Source organism: Novilysobacter longmucuonensis (assembly GCF_046600735.1).
Classification (GTDB): Bacteria; Pseudomonadota; Gammaproteobacteria; order Xanthomonadales; family Xanthomonadaceae; genus Novilysobacter_A; species Novilysobacter_A longmucuonensis.
Genome location: NZ_JBJMAW010000007.1, coordinates 73,355 through 90,628, shown reverse-complemented (window position 1 = coordinate 90,628; position 17,274 = coordinate 73,355). Strand labels below are relative to the sequence as shown.

Genomic DNA, 17,274 nt, shown 5'->3' with positions numbered 1-17,274 from the left:
GCCTACAACAGGTGACGCAGCGCCGGCAGGTACTTCTCCGCCGAGCCGGTGTTGACCGCCACCACCCGCTGGCCGCGCTTGACCAGCCCGCGGTCGAGCAACTGCGGCAGCGCGGCCAGGCAGGCCGCGCCTTCAGGACTGATCCACCAGCGTGTGTCGCGCCAGACGCGTGAAAGTTCGGCCGCGATGTCCGCCTCGCTCACCGCCACCGCCGCGCCGCCGCTGGCGCGGATGATCTCCAGCACGCGGAAATGCCCGACCCCGCCCGGCACGTTGAGGCCGGTCGCCAGCGTCTGCCCGGCATCCACCGCGGTGGTGTCGGCCGCGCCACCGTCGAAGGCACGCACCAGCGGCGCGGTGGCCTCGCTCTGTACGCACAGCATCCGCGGCCGTTGCGACCCGATCAGGCCCAGCGCTTCCAGCTCGTCCCAGGCCTTCCACATGCCCAGCACGCCGGTGCCGCCGCCGGTGGGATAGATCACCGCATCGGGCAGCGACCAGCGCGTGTTGCCGGGGGAGGGTTCGGCTAGTTCCAGGCCGAGCGACTTCTTGCCGTCGATCCGCCAGCCCGGCTCCTGGAACGTCGCAACCGAAAAGTACCCCTGCGGGATGTAGCGCTCCTTCAGCAGCGCGCCCGATTCGCGGATGGTCGGCCCGGCCAGCTCCAGTTGCACGCGCCCGGGATGGCGGTGCGCCGCGGCGGCGACGTTGCCCTGGATCGGCATTGGGGTGTCGTCCGGCATCGCCACCACCACCGACAGCCCGCCGGCCAGCGCATAGCGGGTCAGCGAGTCGCCGGCATTGCCCTGGGTCGGCACCGCGAGCTTGCCCAGGCCGAGCCGCCGCGCCTGCGCGACCACCATCGCCATGCCGCGGTCCTTGAAGCTCTGGGTCGGGTTGGCGCCGAAACCGGGGTGGGCCTTGCCCTCCTCCTTGACCTGCAGCGCGATGCCGGCGGCGTGGGCGACGCGATGGTGCGCGTAGTCCAGCAGCGGCGTGGCGCCCTCGCCGAGCGCGACGATGTGGCGGGCGTCGTCGGGCTGCCGGACGTCCAGCGCCATCAGTCCGCCGAAGCGCCACATGTCGCGGCGAGTGGGGTCATACCAGGCCGCGTCGGGCTGCTCGGCGGCGAGGCGCTCCAGATCGAGCACCATCTCGACCGGGCGACCGTCGACCGGATCGAGGTTCATCGGGACGTCGGCGTCGTATTCGACACCGGAGGCAAGGCCGCGTAGGCAGCGGACGTAGGACATCGGGGTACTCCTTTCAGTGCGTAAACGGTTTGCCGTAGGAGCGGCTTCAGCCGCGATCGCGGTCCGGACGTGCACGCCGGTTGCCAATCGCGGCTGAAGCCGCTCCTACAGGGCAGGTTTTCGTGTCACATGCGGCTAGTTATTCGTCCTCGCCAAGCGGCGCCAGCCGCAGGTGATGGAAGTCGAAGCTGAAATCGGTCAGTGGCGAGATCGCCTCCATCCGCGCCTCGCGGATCTCGCCATCGGGCGTGAGCGAGAAGCTCAGGAACGCATCGGCATTGAGCCAACGCTCGTTCCAGCGCACCACGAAGGTATTGTGCTGCCAGTGCGACAGGGTGCCGGCCAGCTGCGGCGTGCGCGCGAAACTGACCGCGAGCCCGGCATCGTCGTGGCTGATCAGCACGTCGCCGTACCACGGATCGCGATAGGTGCCTGCGTATTCGGCGAGTGGCAGCGACGGCCGCGAGCGTCTGTCGCGGGCCGCCTGGTGCTCGGCCCAATCCGCGGCGGCCTTGTCCTGCGCCTTGGCCAACGCCGCGGCATACGCGGCGGTCCAGTCGGTTTTCGGCGCACCCAGGTAGGCATCGAGCACACGCATGGTCACCGCATTGAATGCGCCGCCGAGCTCGGCGCTGGTCAGCACGATCACGCCGAGCTCGTGCTCCGGCACCAGGGTCAGCCGCGACACCATCCCGGGCCAGCCGCCGGTATGCCATACCAGTTTCTCGCCGCGGTAGTCCGACACCTGCCAGCCTTCGGCGTAGCCGAGGAAATCCGGCTGCACCGGCGCCAGTTCCGGCACCGACGGCTCGCGGATCGGGATCGGCGTGACCATCGACCACATCGCCTTGTGCCGATTTTCGCTGAACAAGCGCTGCGCCTCCGCACCACCCTGGGCGGGCGCGATGACGCCCTCGCCGAGCTGCACGCGCATCCAGCGGCTCATGTCGTGCACGCTCGAATACAGCCCGCCGGCGCCGGAGACATTGGCCCAGCTCATGCGCGGCGCCGGCTGCAGCTCGGTGAAGTCGGCGCGTGAATGACCACTGGCGACATTGTCGCCCGGCAACAGCGCATCGCTGTTGAAGCGGGTGTCCTGCATGCCGAGCGGCTGGAATATCCGCCTGCGCAGGAAAGCCTCATACGGCATCCCGCTGGCCGCCTCGATCACCAATTGGGCGACGCCGTAGAGGATGTTGTCGTAGGCGTACTGGCCGCGGAATTGCCCGCTCAGCGGCACGTGCTTGAGCCGGCGCGCGACCTCCTCGGTGCTGTAGTCGGTGCCTGGCCAGTACAGCAGGTCGCCGGCGCCGAGCGCCAGGCCGCTGCGGTGCACCAGCAAATCGCGGATGCGCATCTCGCCGGTGACATACGCATCGGCCATGCGGAACCACGGCAGGTGGTCGATCACGCGGTCGTCGAGCTCGAGCTTGCCGTCGTCGGCCAGCATCGACAGCGAGGCGCTGGTGAACGCCTTGGTCAGCGACGCGATCGCAAACAGCGTGTGCTGATCGACCGGCGCATCGCCGCCGATCTCGCGCACGCCGAAGCCGCGCTGCAGTACCACCTCGCCGTCCTTGACGATCGCCACCGCGATGCCGGGCACCTGGAACTGCTCGCGCACGCCATCGACATACGCATCGAAGTCCCGCAGCGGCGCCGGCAATGCCACGGCACCGGGCGTCGGCGCCGCCGGCGCCGCCACGCCGGCGCCGCACAGGCCGGCGCCGAGGACCAGGATCGCCGAGGCGGCGAGCGTACGGATGCGCATGCAGCAGTCTCCACAGGATCGAAGCTGCCGACGATACCCGAGCACGGTCGCGCACCGGCGCGATCCGCACGCTTGCGTGCGGCCACCGCTCAAGAGGCCCACGCATCGGCGAGCGAAACACCGCGCAAGGGGGCGCGGCCCACCGCACATGCGCGGCGCTATCCCTTCAAGCGCTTCATGACCGTGAATCGGCGCTTGCCTGGCTGCTCAGCGACGCATCGCGTTTCGAGCCGGCCGAGTGAACACCCGCCGCGACTGTCACGCGGTCACCGATACCCGGTCGCGCCCCTCGGCCTTGGCGGCGTACAAGCCGCGATCGGCGCGTTTCAGCAACTCGCTCAGGGTTTCTCCCGGATGCTGGTGTGCGATGCCGGCGCTGACGCCGCAGCGGTAGGTCGCCACCGCCGCGGCAAACGCCCGGCGCACGTCGTGCGCGTACTCGACGGCATCATCGCTGTCGCCGGTGGCCAGCAGCGCCACGAACTCCTCGCCGCCGAACCGGGCCGCCACGCTGTCACGCGGCAGTTGGTGGGTGATGACCCCGCCCAGGTGCCGGAGTATCTCGTCGCCGATCGCGTGACCGTGGGTGTCGTTGACGCGCTTGAAGCGGTCGATGTCGAAGAACACCGCACTCAGCTGCTGGCCGCGCTCACCGGCGCGGGCGACCAGTTCGATCGCCGCGGCGTTCCAGCCGGTCCGGTTGAGCAGCCCGGTCAGTTCGTCGGTGCTGGCCTGCCGCCACAGCGCATGGCTGGCGGTGAACGCATGCACCGCAAACGACATCCGGTAGCTGCGCAGCATCAAGCCGAACGCGACCGAGGTGCAGGTGAACAGCCAGTACATGGCGCCGCCGGTCACCGGAACACCGTAGATCCAGATCCGCGCCGCGCCGACCAGGATAAAGACCGACACCAGCCCGATGGCCGAGGAACTGCGCACCGTCAGCGCCAGCGCCGCGATCGGCACCAGGTTGAACAGTCCGGTGCGCAGCAGCAACTGGTTGGTCTCGCCATCGATCGGCATCGATATCAGCGCTGCCAGGCCCAGCCCGTAGATGGATACCATCAGCCAGCGCGGCCCCAGTTGTTCCACCCGCAGCGCCGCCACCGCCAGGGCCACCATCAGCACGCCGCCGCCGGCCATCACCGGCAGCGGATAACCGATCCGCGGGACCCAACCCAAGCCCTCGCACAAGGCCAGGATCAGCACCAGGCAGGCGCCGCCCAGCAGCACGCCCGAATAGGCCGGGCGCGAGGCATCGACCTGGACCGCGATCAGCTGGGCGCGCTGCTCGGGACTCAGGGCCGCCAGAGGGCTGCGCGTCAGTCGGCGCAAACGGCTTTCGAGCCGTTGCAGCCAAGCGCGCTCCGACGAGCGTCGTCGAATTCCTGAAGCAGACATCGGTCACCGTGCGGCCACGAGCCGGACTGGAGGAGCCGGCGCGCGTGCGCCGCGCCGGAAAAATCGGGCCCGCCCACGCGAGTTCCCGCTCCGACAGGATAGCGGCCTTCGCGGCGTGAACTTGAGACACAATCGCGATCCGAATCGAGCATCGGCCGCGCGGGCGCCACTGGTCCGGCAGAACGTGCGCCCGGTCACGCGGCACGGCCGCCGGCATAATGGCGGCCACGCCGCAGCCCCTCCCCCGACATGCCCGCTGAACCCACATCTGCTCCGCGCCTGGTCGTGGTCGGCGGCGGCCCGGCCGGGCTGATGGCCGCCGAGGTCGCCCGCGCAGCCGGGGTCGAGGTCGACCTGTACGAGGCCAAGGGCTCGGTCGGGCGCAAGTTCCTGATCGCCGGCAAGGGCGGGCTCAACCTGACCCACGGCGAACCGCGCCCCGGCTTCGACGCGCGCTATTTCGAGCGGCAAGAAGCGGTGGGCCGCTGGCTGGACGACTTTCACGCGGCCGCATTGCGCGAGTGGGCGCGCGGGCTGGGCGTGGACAGCTACGTCGGCAGCTCCGGCAGGGTGTTTCCGCTGGACCGCAAGGCCGCGCCGCTGCTGCGCGGCTGGGTGCGGCGGCTGCGCGAGTCCGGCGTCCGCTTCCACGTACAGCACCGCTGCATCGGCTGGAACGAGGCTGACGGGCTGCGCTTCGACACGCCCGGCGGCGAGCTGCAGGTGCGCGGCGACGCGGTGGTGCTCGCGCTCGGCGGCGGCAGCTGGCCGGAGCTGGGGTCCGACGGCGCCTGGCAACACTGGCTGGCCCGACACGGCGTCGATGTGGCGCCGCTGCGGCCGTCCAACTGCGGCTTCGACATCGACTGGAGCACGCACTTCGCCAGCCGTCATGCCGGCGCGCCGCTCAAGCCGGTCATCGCGCACTGGCACGATGCCGCCGGGGACGAGCAGTCGCTGCAGGGCGAATGCGTGGTCACCGCCACCGGCATCGAGGGCAGCCTGGTCTACGCGCTGTCCGCGGCCCTGCGCGACAGGATCGACCGCGACGGCCACGCGACGCTGCAGCTCGACCTGACACCGGGCCGGGACCTGGCCCGGCTGCGGCGGGACCTTGGCCGGCCCCGCGCCGGCCGCAGCCTCAGCGAGCACCTGCGCCGCCACGCCGGCCTCACCGGGGCCAAGGCCGCGCTGCTGTACGAGGTGCTGGCCAGCCCACAGCGCGAGGACACCGAGCAACTCGCAAGCACCATCAAACGGCTGCCGCTGGTATTGCAGCGCGCGCGCCCGCTGGCCGAGGCGATCAGCAGTGCCGGCGGTGTCCGGCTGGAGGCGCTGGATGAGGCCTTGATGCTCGATGCCGCCGCGACCGGCCTGCCGCCTGGCGTGTTCTGCGCCGGCGAGATGCTGGACTGGGAGGCGCCGACCGGCGGCTATCTGCTGACCGCGTGCTTCGCCAGTGGCCGCCGTGCGGGACTTGGGGCGGTGGCGTGGCTGCGACGCCGCGCCGGGGAGCCGTACGCGGCTTTCGGGTGAACGCCCGTTTCCTTCCAGCTCCAGCCGCGCCGGCGTAGAGCGGAGCTTGCTCCGCTCCTCGGGACCACGTCACCCCTGTAGGAGCGGCCCATGGCCGCGATGCCTTTCGACCCGAGGCCAGCGAACCGCAATCGTGCCGCTGGGGTCCTGCTGCATCGGGCCAGGCTGTTCCGCGACCTGAGCGAAGAGCTCGCGCCATGGGCCGCTCCTACAGAGTGGGGTGTGTCGCTTGTCTTTGCCGGCGAAGGCGGAAATGACACGGCGCCGCCGTGACGTGACCGCGCTACTCGCCGCGCCTTGACGCACGCATCGGCATGCTCGCGCGGAATGTTCGGCCACCACGGAGACCCCATGCGACTGCCCCCGCCCATCACGCCCCACCCCGCCACGCCCATGCAGGACCGGGTCGTGCTCGTCACCGGCAGCGCCCAGGGCATCGGCCGCGGTATCGCGCAGGCGGTGCTCGGTGCCGGCGGACGGGTGCTGATCGGCGATCTCGATGTCGACGCCGGCCAGGCCTGCCTGGAGGAGTGGCAGGTCGGCGAGCGCGCGCGTTTCCACAAGCTCGACGTCACCCGCGAACCCGACGTGCGCCGCTTCACCCAGGCCGCGCTGAAGCATTTCGGCCGCATCGACGGACTGGTCAACAACGCAGGCATCCCCGACCCGCACAGCGGACCCTTGCAGGAGCTCGCGCTGGTCGACTGGAACCGCTGGCTGGCGACCAGCCTCGGCGGCGCCTTCCTGTGCAGCAAGCATGCACTCGCAGCCCTGCACGAGGCAGCGACCAGCGAGACCGCCAGCGCGATCGTCAATATCGCCTCGACCCGCGCGCGCCAGTCCGAACCCGACACCGAGGCCTATGCCGCCGCCAAGGGCGGGCTGGTCGCGTTCACCCATGCACTGGCGATCAGCGCCGGGCCGGCGGTGCGGGTGAACTGCATCAGTCCCGGCTGGGTCCCCACCGACGCCTGGGGCAAGCCCGGGGAGCGAAAGCGGCCGAAATTGCGCAAGGTCGATCATGCGCAGCACCCGGTCGGACGCGTCGGCACGCCCGGCGACATCGGCGCGCTGGCGCTCTACCTGCTATCGCCCGGGTCGGGCTTCGTCACCGGGCAGGATTTCATCGCCGACGGCGGCATGGCGCGCAAGATGCAGTACGCCTGATACCCGAAGCGTAGAGCGGAGCTTGCTCCGCTGCTTTTCTCCGGGCGCTCGTGCAGCCGAGCAAGCTCGGCTCTAGCGTTTTTGCGAGCCGGGTCGATCTGCTCCCCTCTTGGAAAAGACGGGCTGGGGGAGGTTTGCTTCTGCCCGCTAGCGGGACAGCGATCCATCAGCCCCGGACCCGCCGTGGTCCCCCGTCGTCGCCAGGATCAGCCGCACCGTTTCCTCCGGCGCGTCCCAGTGCGGGAAATGGCCGCAGTGCTCGAACCAGTGCAGCCGCGCGTCGGGAAACAGCTCCTGCGCGCGCGCTGCCTGGTTCGGATAACACACCCGGTCGCGCCGGCCCCAGCCGATCACCAGCGGATGGGCAATCGAGCCGCGAGGCGCGCCCTGTTGCTCCTCGCCGTAGGACAGGTTGTGCAGCAGCTCGTCGAACGATGGCGAGGCCGCGTAGCTGCACAGCTCGGTGAGCACGATCCGCGGCGGCAGTGTCCGTGGCCGCGCCGAGAACTGCAGCAGCAACAGCGAGCGGCTGAGCGGATGGCTGGTCAGCCGCGGCAGCACCGGTTGCAGCGCGCGAATCAGCCGGATCGACAGCCAGATCGAGGCGTTGAACGCGTGCCGCTCCCAGCCGCGCCAGAACCCGCCAGGGTCCAGCGACACCACAGCGCCGAGCACGCCACCGCGCCGCGCCAGTTCCAGCACCAGCCGCGCGCCCATCGAACTGCCGACCGCATCGATGCCGATCAGGTCCTGCTCGGTGAGAAATCCGGTGAGCGCATCGCACAACGTGCCGATCGAGACCTCGCCGTCGAGCGGCGGGGTCTGCCCGAATCCCGGCAGGTCGACCACGATGACCTCGCGGTCGGCGGCCAGCATGTTGAGGATGGTGTCGAACGAGTGGGTATTGCCGCCCAGCCCATGGACCAGCAGCAACGGTCTGCCGCTGCCGCGGCGGATGTGATGCATCCCGGCCAACGGTGCACTCCCGATCGCAAGTCACCAACATGTTGCGTCCGCGCGCAGCAGTGGGGCGTGAAGCGGCTCGTTCCGACGAGGCTCGACTCTCTCCCTTGAAAAAGAAGGGTTGGGAGGATCTGCTCCAGTGCTCCCCGCACTGCGGTTCAACGGAGAGATCGCGCCCTGGCCATCACTGGTGATATTCGCGCACGAACCGGTCCAGCAACCGCACCCCGAAGGCGGTCGCCCCGGTCGGCGACGTGGGCGTACCTTCACTTTCGCGCCAGGCCATGCCGGCGATATCCAGGTGCGCCCAGGGCAGATCGTCCGCAATCCAGTTGCCGATGAAATGCGCGCCGACCCCGGCACCGGGGCCACCACCGCCGTTGCGCAGGTCGGCGACCGGCGACTTCAGACCCTCGCCGTAGGACTCGTGCAATGGCATCCGCCACAGGTCCTCGCCCGCCAGCTCACCGGCGGCGGTCAGCTGCGCGGCGAGGGTATCGTCGCGCGAGAACAGCCCGGCATATTCGTCACCCAGTGCGGTCACGATCGAACCCGTCAGCGTCGCCACGTCGACCAGCAGCTTGGGCTCGAATTCCTGCTGCGCGTAGTACACCGCGTCCGACAGCACCATCCGGCCCTCGGCGTCGGTGCTCATGATCTCGAAGGTCTTGCCCGACATCGTGGTCACCACATCGCCCGGATGCGCAGCGGTGCCCGAGGGCATGTTCTCGGCCAGCGCCGCCACCGCCACGGCATTCACCGGCGCCCGGCGCCCGGCCAGCGCCAGCACCGCCGAGGTCACCGATGCCGCGCCGGCCATGTCGTACTTCATCCGCCACAGCCCGCTGCTGCCCTTGATCGAGATGCCACCGGTATCAAAGGTGATGCCCTTGCCGACGAACGCCAGCGGCGCCTGGTCACGCGCCCCGCCGGTGTAGTGCACCACCAGCAGGCGGGGCGGCCGGGCACTGCCCTTGCCGACCGCCAGCATCCCGCCCATGCCGAGCTTCTCCATCGCCGGCACGTCGAGGACTTCGATGCGCACGTTCGGCATGCCGTCGAAAGCCTCGCGCGCCCGCTCGACGAACACCTCCGGATACAGCACGTTGGCCGGCTCGGTCACCAGGTCGCGCGCGGTCTTGACCGCCGTCGCGACCGGTTGCCACTGCGCCCGGTAGACCTCGCCGGCGGCCACGCCGGCGGGCGTGCGCACCACCAGTTCACCTTCGCCCCTGGCGGCGGTGTCGTCCTCCGCGTCCCGGCTTTTGTACTTGTCGAACCGGTATTGACCCAGCGCCGCCCCGAACGCCAGGTGCGCGGCGGCGTCGGCCTCCTCCCCCACCCACAACAGCTCGATGCGCGGGCTGGCGCTGGCGGCGCCTTCCTGCCCGACGCGTCCGCCCAGATCCTCCAGCACCCGCGGGGTCACCGGCTCTTCGCCGATGCCGAGCAGGATGACGCGGTCGTAGCCCGCCAGGCCCGGCAGGTCCAGCTTGGATCCGCGCTTGCCCTCGAATTGCATTGCATCGACCGCACGCCGCAGCGCGCCGTTGCTGGCCGCATTGAGTTGCGCAAACGCGCCCTCGCCCGGCACGCCCTCGCGCACCGCCAGAGCGACGGTGCCCGAGCCGGGCAGCGCATAGGGTGCGAACGAGATACGGCGTTCGGCGGCGGCATCGGCGGCCGCCAGGGGCAGGGCCAGGGCGGCAACAACACTCAGGAAACGCGACATGCAGAGGTACTCCGAAGGTGCGCGACGACACCGCGCAACCCGGCGGCGGCCCGCGAAGCAAAGAGGGAATCCACGGCGGCTTCACCACCATGACTCCCGACTATAGCCGCGGCCCTCCCGGTGCCGCCCTGTCGAAGGTCATGGACACGCGGGCATGGCGCACGTTTCAACCCTGGCCGCAGCCGCGCAGCGATGCCCCACCTTTTCTTCTCATCGAGTCCATCCCCGCTGCGCTACCTTGGAGCCGCTCGTCGCCGCAGGCCGGCGAGCTCCCCCGACGCGTCCACCAGGAGTCCCGTCCAGATGATCATCCAGCTCAATACCGACAGCCACATCAAGGGCGACGAGTCGCTCGCCAGCCACGTCGAAACCGTGGTCGAGAGCGTACTGGGCCGCTTCAGCGGCCAGATCACGCGGGTGGAGGTGCATCTGAGCGACGTCAACGCCGGCAAGGCCGGCAGCAATGACAAGCACTGCACGATGGAGGCCCGGGTCGACGGCCGCCCGCCGGTGGCCGCCACCGAGGACGCCGAAACCGTGCGCGACGCGATCAACGGCGCAGCGCACAAGCTCAAGCGGGCGCTGGACAGTTCGCTGGGCAAACTCGGCAAGTAGCCGGGCACACGGAAAAAAATGGGGCCGCGAGTGCACTCGCGGCCCCATTTTTTTGTTCGTGCGCCCGAAGAGGGTCGTACGGGTCGTTCTGGTGCCGGAAATAGGAATCGAACCTACGACCTACGCATTACGAATGCGCCGCTCTACCAACTGAGCTATTCCGGCGTAAGGAGCGGGATTGTAGTGGCCTGCGCTCCGGAGGGTCAATTGCGAAGCCGGCGCCCAGGGTCGCGGCAGCGACCGCTCCTTCCAGACCGGGTGCTGTTGGCGGCGCTCGATGCACCGCCAACGCGTTGAACGACCCGGCAGCATCCGCTGCCGGGTCGTGGCACCCTCAGTCGTCGGTCGCGCCCGGAAGCGGCGTGTTGAGGTACGGGAAGGTGTCGCGGAACTCGGTCGCACTCAACGTCGCACCATCGGTGAACGGCAACTGCCCGGACGGCGCATCCGCCTCCGGCAACAGCACGCCCATCGCCACGCGCAGCTCGATGTCGACCACGTCATCGCCGGGCCGGCGACCATTCGGGAACCCGGCCAGGTCGCCGCCGAGCACGCCGAGATTGCTCTGCGCCTCCACCGGCGTCGGCTCGATCGACGTGTTGAGCCGCATAATCTCCGCCGGCCTGACGTTCTCCGGCATGTTGAGGCCCTCGATGCCGGTCAGGAATGCCGCGACCAGATCCGTGCGCGGGAACACGTTCGGCGCCTCCACGCTGGGGAACAGGATCTGCAGCAGTTCGGGCAGGGTCGGATAGGTCACGTACTTGGCGAACTGGCTGTCATTGCGCGGATGCGAGCGGTTGAACTTGTCCTTGTCCGGCAGGCCGATCACGACTTCGTTGACCAGCGGCGCGGACAACCGGGACACCTGTTCAAAACGGCCGCGCCCCTCCCCTTGACCGGAGCCGCGGGTCGGCAGGCTCGCGGTGGACCATGCGCCGATGATGGGGCTGCCGTCGGTCAGGCAGGCGATCGGCACCTCCAGCGCAAGGGTGGTCACGTTCTTGTCGTCCAGGTCGTTGCCCTCGGCATCGATGGGACCCAGCGGATTGAGGTGGAACAGGTCGAAAACCTCGCCGACCGCAATGGAGAAGCCTTCCTTGCGCTGCCCGGCGAACACCCGCGCCTCGCCGGCGCAGTTATTCAGCGCCGCGCGCTGGATGTGGCTGTCGGCGTACGCCTCGTACTCGGGAATCGACTTGGTGCCGATGTTGTCGTAGGGCTTGGGAAAGAAGTCCTCGCCACCGCTGAGGTTTTTGGCAACGCTGATCTCGGGCTGGGCGTTGGCGTTGGCGTTCTGCCGTTCATGGGCAGTGACCAGGGTGTAGGTCTCGATGACGTTGCGGTTGGTCTTTTGTTCGTCGGTCGAGCCGAACGGCCCGATGTTGACCAGCGGTATCGGAATGTTCTTGCCGTTGACGGGCACGGTGAGGTTGCGGAACCTCTTGTGGAAGCGGAAGAAATACGAGATGTCCTCGCGCGCGTCGCCGTCGTTGTCGATGTGGATGGCATAGATCGCATCGTCGTCCATCGTGAAATAGTTCGGGCCGCCGAAGGGGTCCTGGAACGGCTGGAAGTTCGCGAGCAGGGTCACGTAGCCTTCGCGGCCCGCTTCATAGCTGCGAAACATGTAAACGTCCGTGTTATCGACCTTCGGCATCTCGGTGATTTCTGGTGCTTCGCGGTGGCTGGATCCGGTTGCCGCGCCTGCTGCCAGCACCAGGCTGGCGGCTGCGATGGCGATGCATGTACGTTTCATGGGAGCACTCCTCGATGATGGATGGGGATGCGGGGGCATCCCTCGTCTGCTGCTGGCGGTCCGCATCATGAGAATGCCGGCCGCGTCCTACCCCTCGCGGCACTCTGCCGGCGGTCCGATGCCTGCACCGTGAAGTTTTGGGGTTACGCGTGCCTGTCGCAGTCGGATGCGCCGTTCGTCGGCGGTGGCAAGTGCCAGGACGGCCGCGCAGTGAAGGTGATGCGAGCGCTTGCAACGCGCCAACGGATCATCGAGGAGGCGCATGGACGTGCCGGCCGGGGCCAGGGGGCCAGGGGGCTAGGGGCTAGGGGCTAGGGGGCCAGCGGCAAATCGTGCCGGCTTTTCAGGTGCAGCGGAGATCGCCCGAAACAATGCGCCGATGGGATATTCGGGGACAGACGAGTGCCGTCGTGCGAAACGTCAGTCGGTGCATCCGGCTGGCGTGTACCGAGCGCTATGCCACAGCCGCGTGCCCTGCTCGGCCGCGTCGGACGCGGGACGCTCAGCCGACCAGTTGCAGCCGAAGTTCCTTGGGCAGCGCGAACACCATGTTCTCCGGCTTGCCTGTCAGCTCGGTGACCTTGGCAGCACCTAGCGCATGCAGGCGATCGATCACCCCGCGGACCAGTACTTCCGGGGCCGAGGCACCGGCGGTCACGCCAATGCGGGTGCGGCCTTCGATCCAGCACGGGTCGATCTCGTCCGCGCCGTCGACCAGGTAGGCCTGCACGCCTTCGCGTTCGGCCAGTTCGCGCAGCCGGTTGGAGTTGGAGCTGTTGACCGAACCCACCACCAGCACCAGGTCGCAGCGGACGGCCAGCTCGCGCACCGCGTCCTGGCGGTTCTGGGTGGCGTAGCAGATGTCGTCGTGACGCGGGCCCTGGATCGCCGGGAAGCGGACACGTAGCGCGTCGATCACTACGCGGGTGTCATCGACCGACAGCGTGGTCTGGGTGGTATAGGCGAAGTTCTCCGGCTGATCGACCACCAGCGTGGCGACATCGTCGATGTCCTCGACCAGGTGGATCCGGCCTGCGCCGGCCTCGCGCCGCCACTGGCCCATCGTGCCCTCGACCTCGGGATGGCCGGCGTGGCCGATCAGCACCACGTCGCGCCCGGCGCGGCAGTGGCGCGAGACTTCCAGGTGGACCTTGGTCACCAGCGGACAGGTCGCGTCGAACACCTTCAGCCCGCGCCGCTCGGCCTCCTCGCGCACCGCCTTGGACACGCCGTGCGCGCTGAAGATGACGGTGGCACCGTCGGGCACCTCGTCGAGCTCCTCCACGAACACCGCGCCGCGCTGCTTGAGGTCGTCGACCACGAACTTGTTGTGCACGACTTCGTGGCGCACGTAGATCGGCGCACCCAGCGTCTCGAGCGCGCGGTTGACGATCTCGATGGCGCGATCGACGCCGGCGCAGAAGCCGCGGGGATTGGCGAGCAGGACATCCATGGCGTTGATTTTACCCCTGCCCGCGGGCGCTGGTTTTGCTGCCGCTGAACAGCCCGTACAGCGCGATCCCGATCGCGCCGACCACGATGGCCGAATCGGCGATGTTGAACGCCGGCCAGTAATGGTCGCGCCAGTGCCACTGGATGAAGTCGACCACGTGGCCATGGATCAGGCGGTCGATGACGTTGCCGATTGCGCCGCCGATCACCAGCGCATATGGCAGGGCGGTTTTCCAGTCGCTGCGTGGCGTGCGCGCCAGCCACCAGCCAAGCAGGCCGGTGATGGCCGCCGCCAGCACCACGAAGAAATACTTCTGCCAGCCACCGGCATCGGCCAGGAAGCTGAAGGCCGCGCCGGTGTTGTAGGTGCGATACCAGTTCCAGACGCCCTCGATCACCGGGATGGCGGTGTATTCGGGCAACGAGGTCAACACCCACAGCTTGCTGAGCTGGTCGAGCAGCAGGACCAGGGCGGATACGGCGAGCCAGGACAGGGCATTGGGTTTGGGGTTCTGCATGTGCTTTTTTGCTCGTCCCCGGCGCGGCCGGGTTCACTGTGGTCGTGATGTCTGCTCGTGGTGTTGCTCTTGCGTCGTCATTCCCGCGAAAGTGGGGGTCCGGGGCTTCGGCGCTGGAATGATTCGTCGCCGAAAAGTGCGGCCGGTGCCACTGGAAGATCGCGACACGAAATCCTAATCGTAGGGTGGGCACGCTGTCTGTGCCCACCATCGGTCCTCGGCGCGATGGGTGGGCACAAAGAACGTGCCCACCCTACGATCAGAACCAGCGGCGGTGCTCGCCTTCGCCGTCGATGTTGTCCACGCATCGCCCGCACAAGGCCGGATGGGCCTGATGAGTGCCAACATCGGCCTGGTAGTGCCAGCACCGCGCGCACTTGGCCTTGTCGGTCGCCGCGGCGCCGACCGCGATCTCCTTGGCGCTGTCGTCGGCGATCACCGTCACGTCACCGCTGATGAACAAAAACCGCAGCTCGTCGACGAACGGCGCCAGCCAGTTCTGGTCGGACACGCCGCACTTGAGCGCGATCTCCGCCTCCAGTGCCGCGCCGATCCCGCCGGCCGCACGCATCGGCTCCAGGGTCCGGCTGATGTCCTCGCGCAGGCCGAGCAGGCGCTTGAAATCCTCCGCCGACAGCGGCGCATCGGCCGGCAGCGGCGCCAGCCCCTGGTACCAGGTGGCGAACAGCACGTTGTCCTCGCGCTGCCCGTACTCGGTGACGGCCGGCAGGTAGCGCCACATCTCGTCGGCGGTGAAACTCAGGATCGGCGCGATCCAGCGCACGAACGCCTCGGCGATGCGGTACATCGCGCTCTGCGCGGAGCGCCTGCCGCGCGAGTCCTGCTGCATCGTGTACAGGCGGTCCTTGGTCACGTCCAGGTACAGCGAGCCCAGGTCGACGCTGCAGAAATTCGACAGTATCTGCACCACCTCGGCAAAGTCGTATCGCTCGTACGCGGCCTGGATGCGGCCCTGCAGCTCGTCGGCGCGATGCACGATCCAGCGGTCCAGCGCGACCATGCCGTCACCAGACGCGCTGTCCAGCGGACGCAGGTGCGCAGCCGGCTCGAACCCGTGCAGGTTGCCGAGCAGGAACCGCGCGGTGTTGCGGATGCGGCGGTAGGCATCGGCGCTGCGCTTGAGGATGTCGTCGGACACCGACATCTCGTTGCGGTAGTCGGCCGAGGCGACCCATAGCCGCAGCACGTCGGCGCCCATCGCGTTGATGACCTTCTGCGGCTCGACCACGTTGCCGAGCGACTTGGACATTTTCTTGCCCTGCGCATCGACGGTGAAGCCATGCGTGAGCACCTGCCGGTATGGCGCAACGCCGTCAATCGCCACGCCGGTCAGCAGCGAGCTGTGGAACCAGCCGCGGTGCTGGTCGGAGCCTTCCAGGTAGAGGTCGGCCGGCTTGCGCAGCCCGTCCTGCGGGCGCTGCGCGAGCACGCATTCGTGGGTGACGCCGGAATCGAACCAGACATCGAGGATGTCGGTGATCTTTTCGTACTGCGCCGCCTCCGCGCCCAGCAGCGTGGCGGGATCCAGCGCGTACCAGGCATCGGCGCCCTCGCGCTCGACCCGTTCGGCGACCTCGCGCATCAGCTCGGCGGCACGTGGATGCGGCTCGCGGGTCTCGCGGTGCACGAACAGGGCGATCGGCACGCCCCAGTAACGCTGGCGCGAGATCGTCCAGTCCGGGCGTCCCTCGATCATCCCGTAGATGCGCGCCTCGCCCCACTCGGGCACCCAGGCGACCTTGCCGATCTCCGCGAGCGCGTCGCGCCGCAGGTTGGCGCGCTCCATCGAGATAAACCACTGCGGCGTGGCCCGGAACGCAACCGGCGTCTTGTGCCGCCAGCAGTGCGGGTAGCTGTGGTCGATGCGGGCGAACGCGAGCAGCCGGCCGCTGCTGCGCAGCGCCTCGACGATCGCCTCGTTGGCCTTCCAGATATGCGTGCCGGCCAAGTCGACATCGGCCATTGGCGGGGTGCTCGGCAGGTAAACGCCGCGCGCATCGACCGGGTTGAGCTGCGCCGCGCTGTACTTCTCGATCAGGCCGTACTGCTGGCCGATTGCGAAATCCTCCTGGCCGTGGCCGGGCGCGGTGTGGACCACGCCGGTGCCGTCCTCGGCCGAGACGTGGTCGCCGACCAGCACCGGAATGTCGCGCTCGGCATAGAAGGGATGATGCAACACCTGCCCGTCGAGTTCGGCGCCGGTGGCGCGGCCATGCACGACCACCTCATCGACCCCGAAACGCGCCAGCGCGGTGGCAGCCAGCGCTTCGGCCAGCACCAGCAAGCGGCGGCCACCGGCGGCGTTGTGCGGGCCTTCGACCAGCACGTAATCGAGCTTTGGGCCGACCGCCACCGCCAGGCTCGCCGGCAGCGTCCACGGCGTGGTGGTCCAGATCGGCATCGCGACTTCGGTGCCCTGCTCGAGATGTCCATCGGTGACGGCAACCTCGAACAGCGCCGCGAGTGCCTTCGGGTGCTTTGCGTGGTAGGCGACATCGACCGCCGGCGACTGCTTGTCGGCGTATTCGATCTCGGCCTCGGCCAGCGCCGAGGTGCAGTCGAAACACCAGTGCACCGGCTTGGCGCCGCGGACCAGATGGCCGCGCTCGACGATCTTCGCCAGCGCGCGCAGCATGTCGGCCTCATAGCGGAAGTCCATCGTGCGATAGGGGTTTTCCCAGTCGCCGAGCACGCCCAGGCGCTTGAAGTCGCGGCGTTGCTGGTCGATCTGCTCGGCGGCGTATTCGCGGCACCTTGCGCGGAACGTCGCCGCGTCGATCTTGTCGCCGACCTTGCCGTACTTCTTCTCGACCGCCAGCTCAATCGGCAGGCCGTGGCAGTCCCAGCCCGGCACATACGGCGCATCGAAGCCCGACACCAGCTTCGACTTGACCACGATGTCCTTGAGCACCTTGTTGACCGCGTGGCCGATGTGGATCGGGCCGTTGGCGTAGGGCGGGCCGTCATGCAGCACGAAGCTGCGTTCGCGGCCGCGCACCTTTTCGCGGATCTGCGCATACAGGCCGTCGGTCTCCCAGCGCGCCAGGGTCTCCGGCTCGCGCCTGGGCAGGTCGCCGCGCATCGGG

General features: G+C 68.8%; 13 protein-coding genes and 1 tRNA gene. 4 read left to right on the top strand and 10 right to left on the bottom strand.

Annotated features, from left to right (window positions below; all coding sequences use genetic code 11):
* Nucleotides 1-2: 2 nt before the first annotated feature.
* From ACJQWM_RS08840 to ACJQWM_RS08830, 3 genes are all read right to left on the bottom strand, one after another.
* Complete coding sequence (locus ACJQWM_RS08840; RefSeq protein ID WP_332705791.1) at nucleotides 3-1,253, bottom strand: threonine synthase; 1,251 nt, start codon at nucleotides 1,251-1,253, stop codon at nucleotides 3-5.
* 139 nt (nucleotides 1,254-1,392) lie between these two features.
* A complete protein-coding gene (locus ACJQWM_RS08835) occupies nucleotides 1,393-3,024 on the bottom strand; it encodes a serine hydrolase (RefSeq protein ID WP_332705794.1) in 1,632 nt (543 codons plus the stop codon).
* Nucleotides 3,025-3,282: 258 nt separating this feature from the next.
* Nucleotides 3,283-4,359, bottom strand: a complete 1,077-nt coding sequence (locus ACJQWM_RS08830) for a GGDEF domain-containing protein (RefSeq protein WP_332705797.1) — start codon at nucleotides 4,357-4,359, stop codon at nucleotides 3,283-3,285.
* A gap of 315 nt (nucleotides 4,360-4,674) precedes the next feature.
* Here ACJQWM_RS08830 and ACJQWM_RS08825 point away from each other — a divergent pair, with 315 nt between their 5' ends.
* The 3 genes from ACJQWM_RS08825 (at nucleotide 4,675) to ACJQWM_RS08815 (ending at nucleotide 7,128) form a co-directional block, all read left to right on the top strand.
* Entirely contained in the window at nucleotides 4,675-5,961 is a 1,287-nt protein-coding gene (locus tag ACJQWM_RS08825; protein WP_332705800.1) for a TIGR03862 family flavoprotein, read from the top strand.
* A gap of 90 nt (nucleotides 5,962-6,051) precedes the next feature.
* Complete coding sequence (locus tag ACJQWM_RS08820) at nucleotides 6,052-6,234, top strand: hypothetical protein (protein WP_411306769.1); 183 nt, start codon at nucleotides 6,052-6,054, stop codon at nucleotides 6,232-6,234.
* A 78-nt stretch (nucleotides 6,235-6,312) separates the two neighbouring features.
* The gene (locus ACJQWM_RS08815; RefSeq protein WP_332705803.1) at nucleotides 6,313-7,128 is read left to right on the top strand and encodes an SDR family oxidoreductase; all 816 of its coding nucleotides are present in this window, start codon (nucleotides 6,313-6,315) and stop codon (nucleotides 7,126-7,128) included.
* 147 nt (nucleotides 7,129-7,275) lie between these two features.
* Here the strand turns inward: ACJQWM_RS08815 and ACJQWM_RS08810 are convergent, their stop codons facing one another.
* Both ACJQWM_RS08810 and ACJQWM_RS08805 read right to left on the bottom strand, forming a co-directional pair.
* Complete coding sequence (locus ACJQWM_RS08810) at nucleotides 7,276-8,094, bottom strand: alpha/beta fold hydrolase (RefSeq protein WP_332705860.1); 819 nt, start codon at nucleotides 8,092-8,094, stop codon at nucleotides 7,276-7,278.
* A 181-nt stretch (nucleotides 8,095-8,275) separates the two neighbouring features.
* Complete coding sequence (locus ACJQWM_RS08805) at nucleotides 8,276-9,823, bottom strand: leucyl aminopeptidase (protein WP_332705806.1); 1,548 nt, start codon at nucleotides 9,821-9,823, stop codon at nucleotides 8,276-8,278.
* Nucleotides 9,824-10,126: 303 nt separating this feature from the next.
* On the opposite strand from ACJQWM_RS08805, the gene ACJQWM_RS08800 reads away from it, so the two are divergent.
* Nucleotides 10,127-10,438, top strand: coding sequence for an HPF/RaiA family ribosome-associated protein (locus ACJQWM_RS08800; protein WP_332705809.1), 312 nt, complete (start codon nucleotides 10,127-10,129; stop codon nucleotides 10,436-10,438).
* 89 nt (nucleotides 10,439-10,527) lie between these two features.
* Here ACJQWM_RS08800 and ACJQWM_RS08795 read toward each other — a convergent pair.
* The 5 genes from ACJQWM_RS08795 to ileS all read right to left on the bottom strand — a co-directional run bounded on the left by ACJQWM_RS08795 (nucleotide 10,528) and on the right by ileS (nucleotide 17,270).
* Nucleotides 10,528-10,603: transfer RNA gene (locus ACJQWM_RS08795), tRNA-Thr, on the bottom strand.
* A 169-nt stretch (nucleotides 10,604-10,772) separates the two neighbouring features.
* Nucleotides 10,773-12,197: a DUF4331 domain-containing protein gene (locus ACJQWM_RS08790; protein WP_332705812.1), complete on the bottom strand. Its 1,425-nt coding sequence runs from the start codon at nucleotides 12,195-12,197 to the stop codon at nucleotides 10,773-10,775.
* Between the two features lie 502 nt (nucleotides 12,198-12,699).
* A complete protein-coding gene (ispH, locus tag ACJQWM_RS08785) occupies nucleotides 12,700-13,650 on the bottom strand; it encodes a 4-hydroxy-3-methylbut-2-enyl diphosphate reductase (protein ID WP_332705815.1) in 951 nt (316 codons plus the stop codon).
* A 10-nt stretch (nucleotides 13,651-13,660) separates the two neighbouring features.
* Nucleotides 13,661-14,167 carry a signal peptidase II gene (gene lspA / locus ACJQWM_RS08780; RefSeq protein ID WP_332705818.1) on the bottom strand — a complete coding sequence of 169 codons (507 nt, stop codon included), beginning with the start codon at nucleotides 14,165-14,167 and terminating at the stop codon, nucleotides 13,661-13,663.
* Between the two features lie 259 nt (nucleotides 14,168-14,426).
* A complete protein-coding gene (ileS, locus tag ACJQWM_RS08775) occupies nucleotides 14,427-17,270 on the bottom strand; it encodes an isoleucine--tRNA ligase (RefSeq protein WP_332705863.1) in 2,844 nt (947 codons plus the stop codon).
* Nucleotides 17,271-17,274 lie beyond the last annotated feature (4 nt).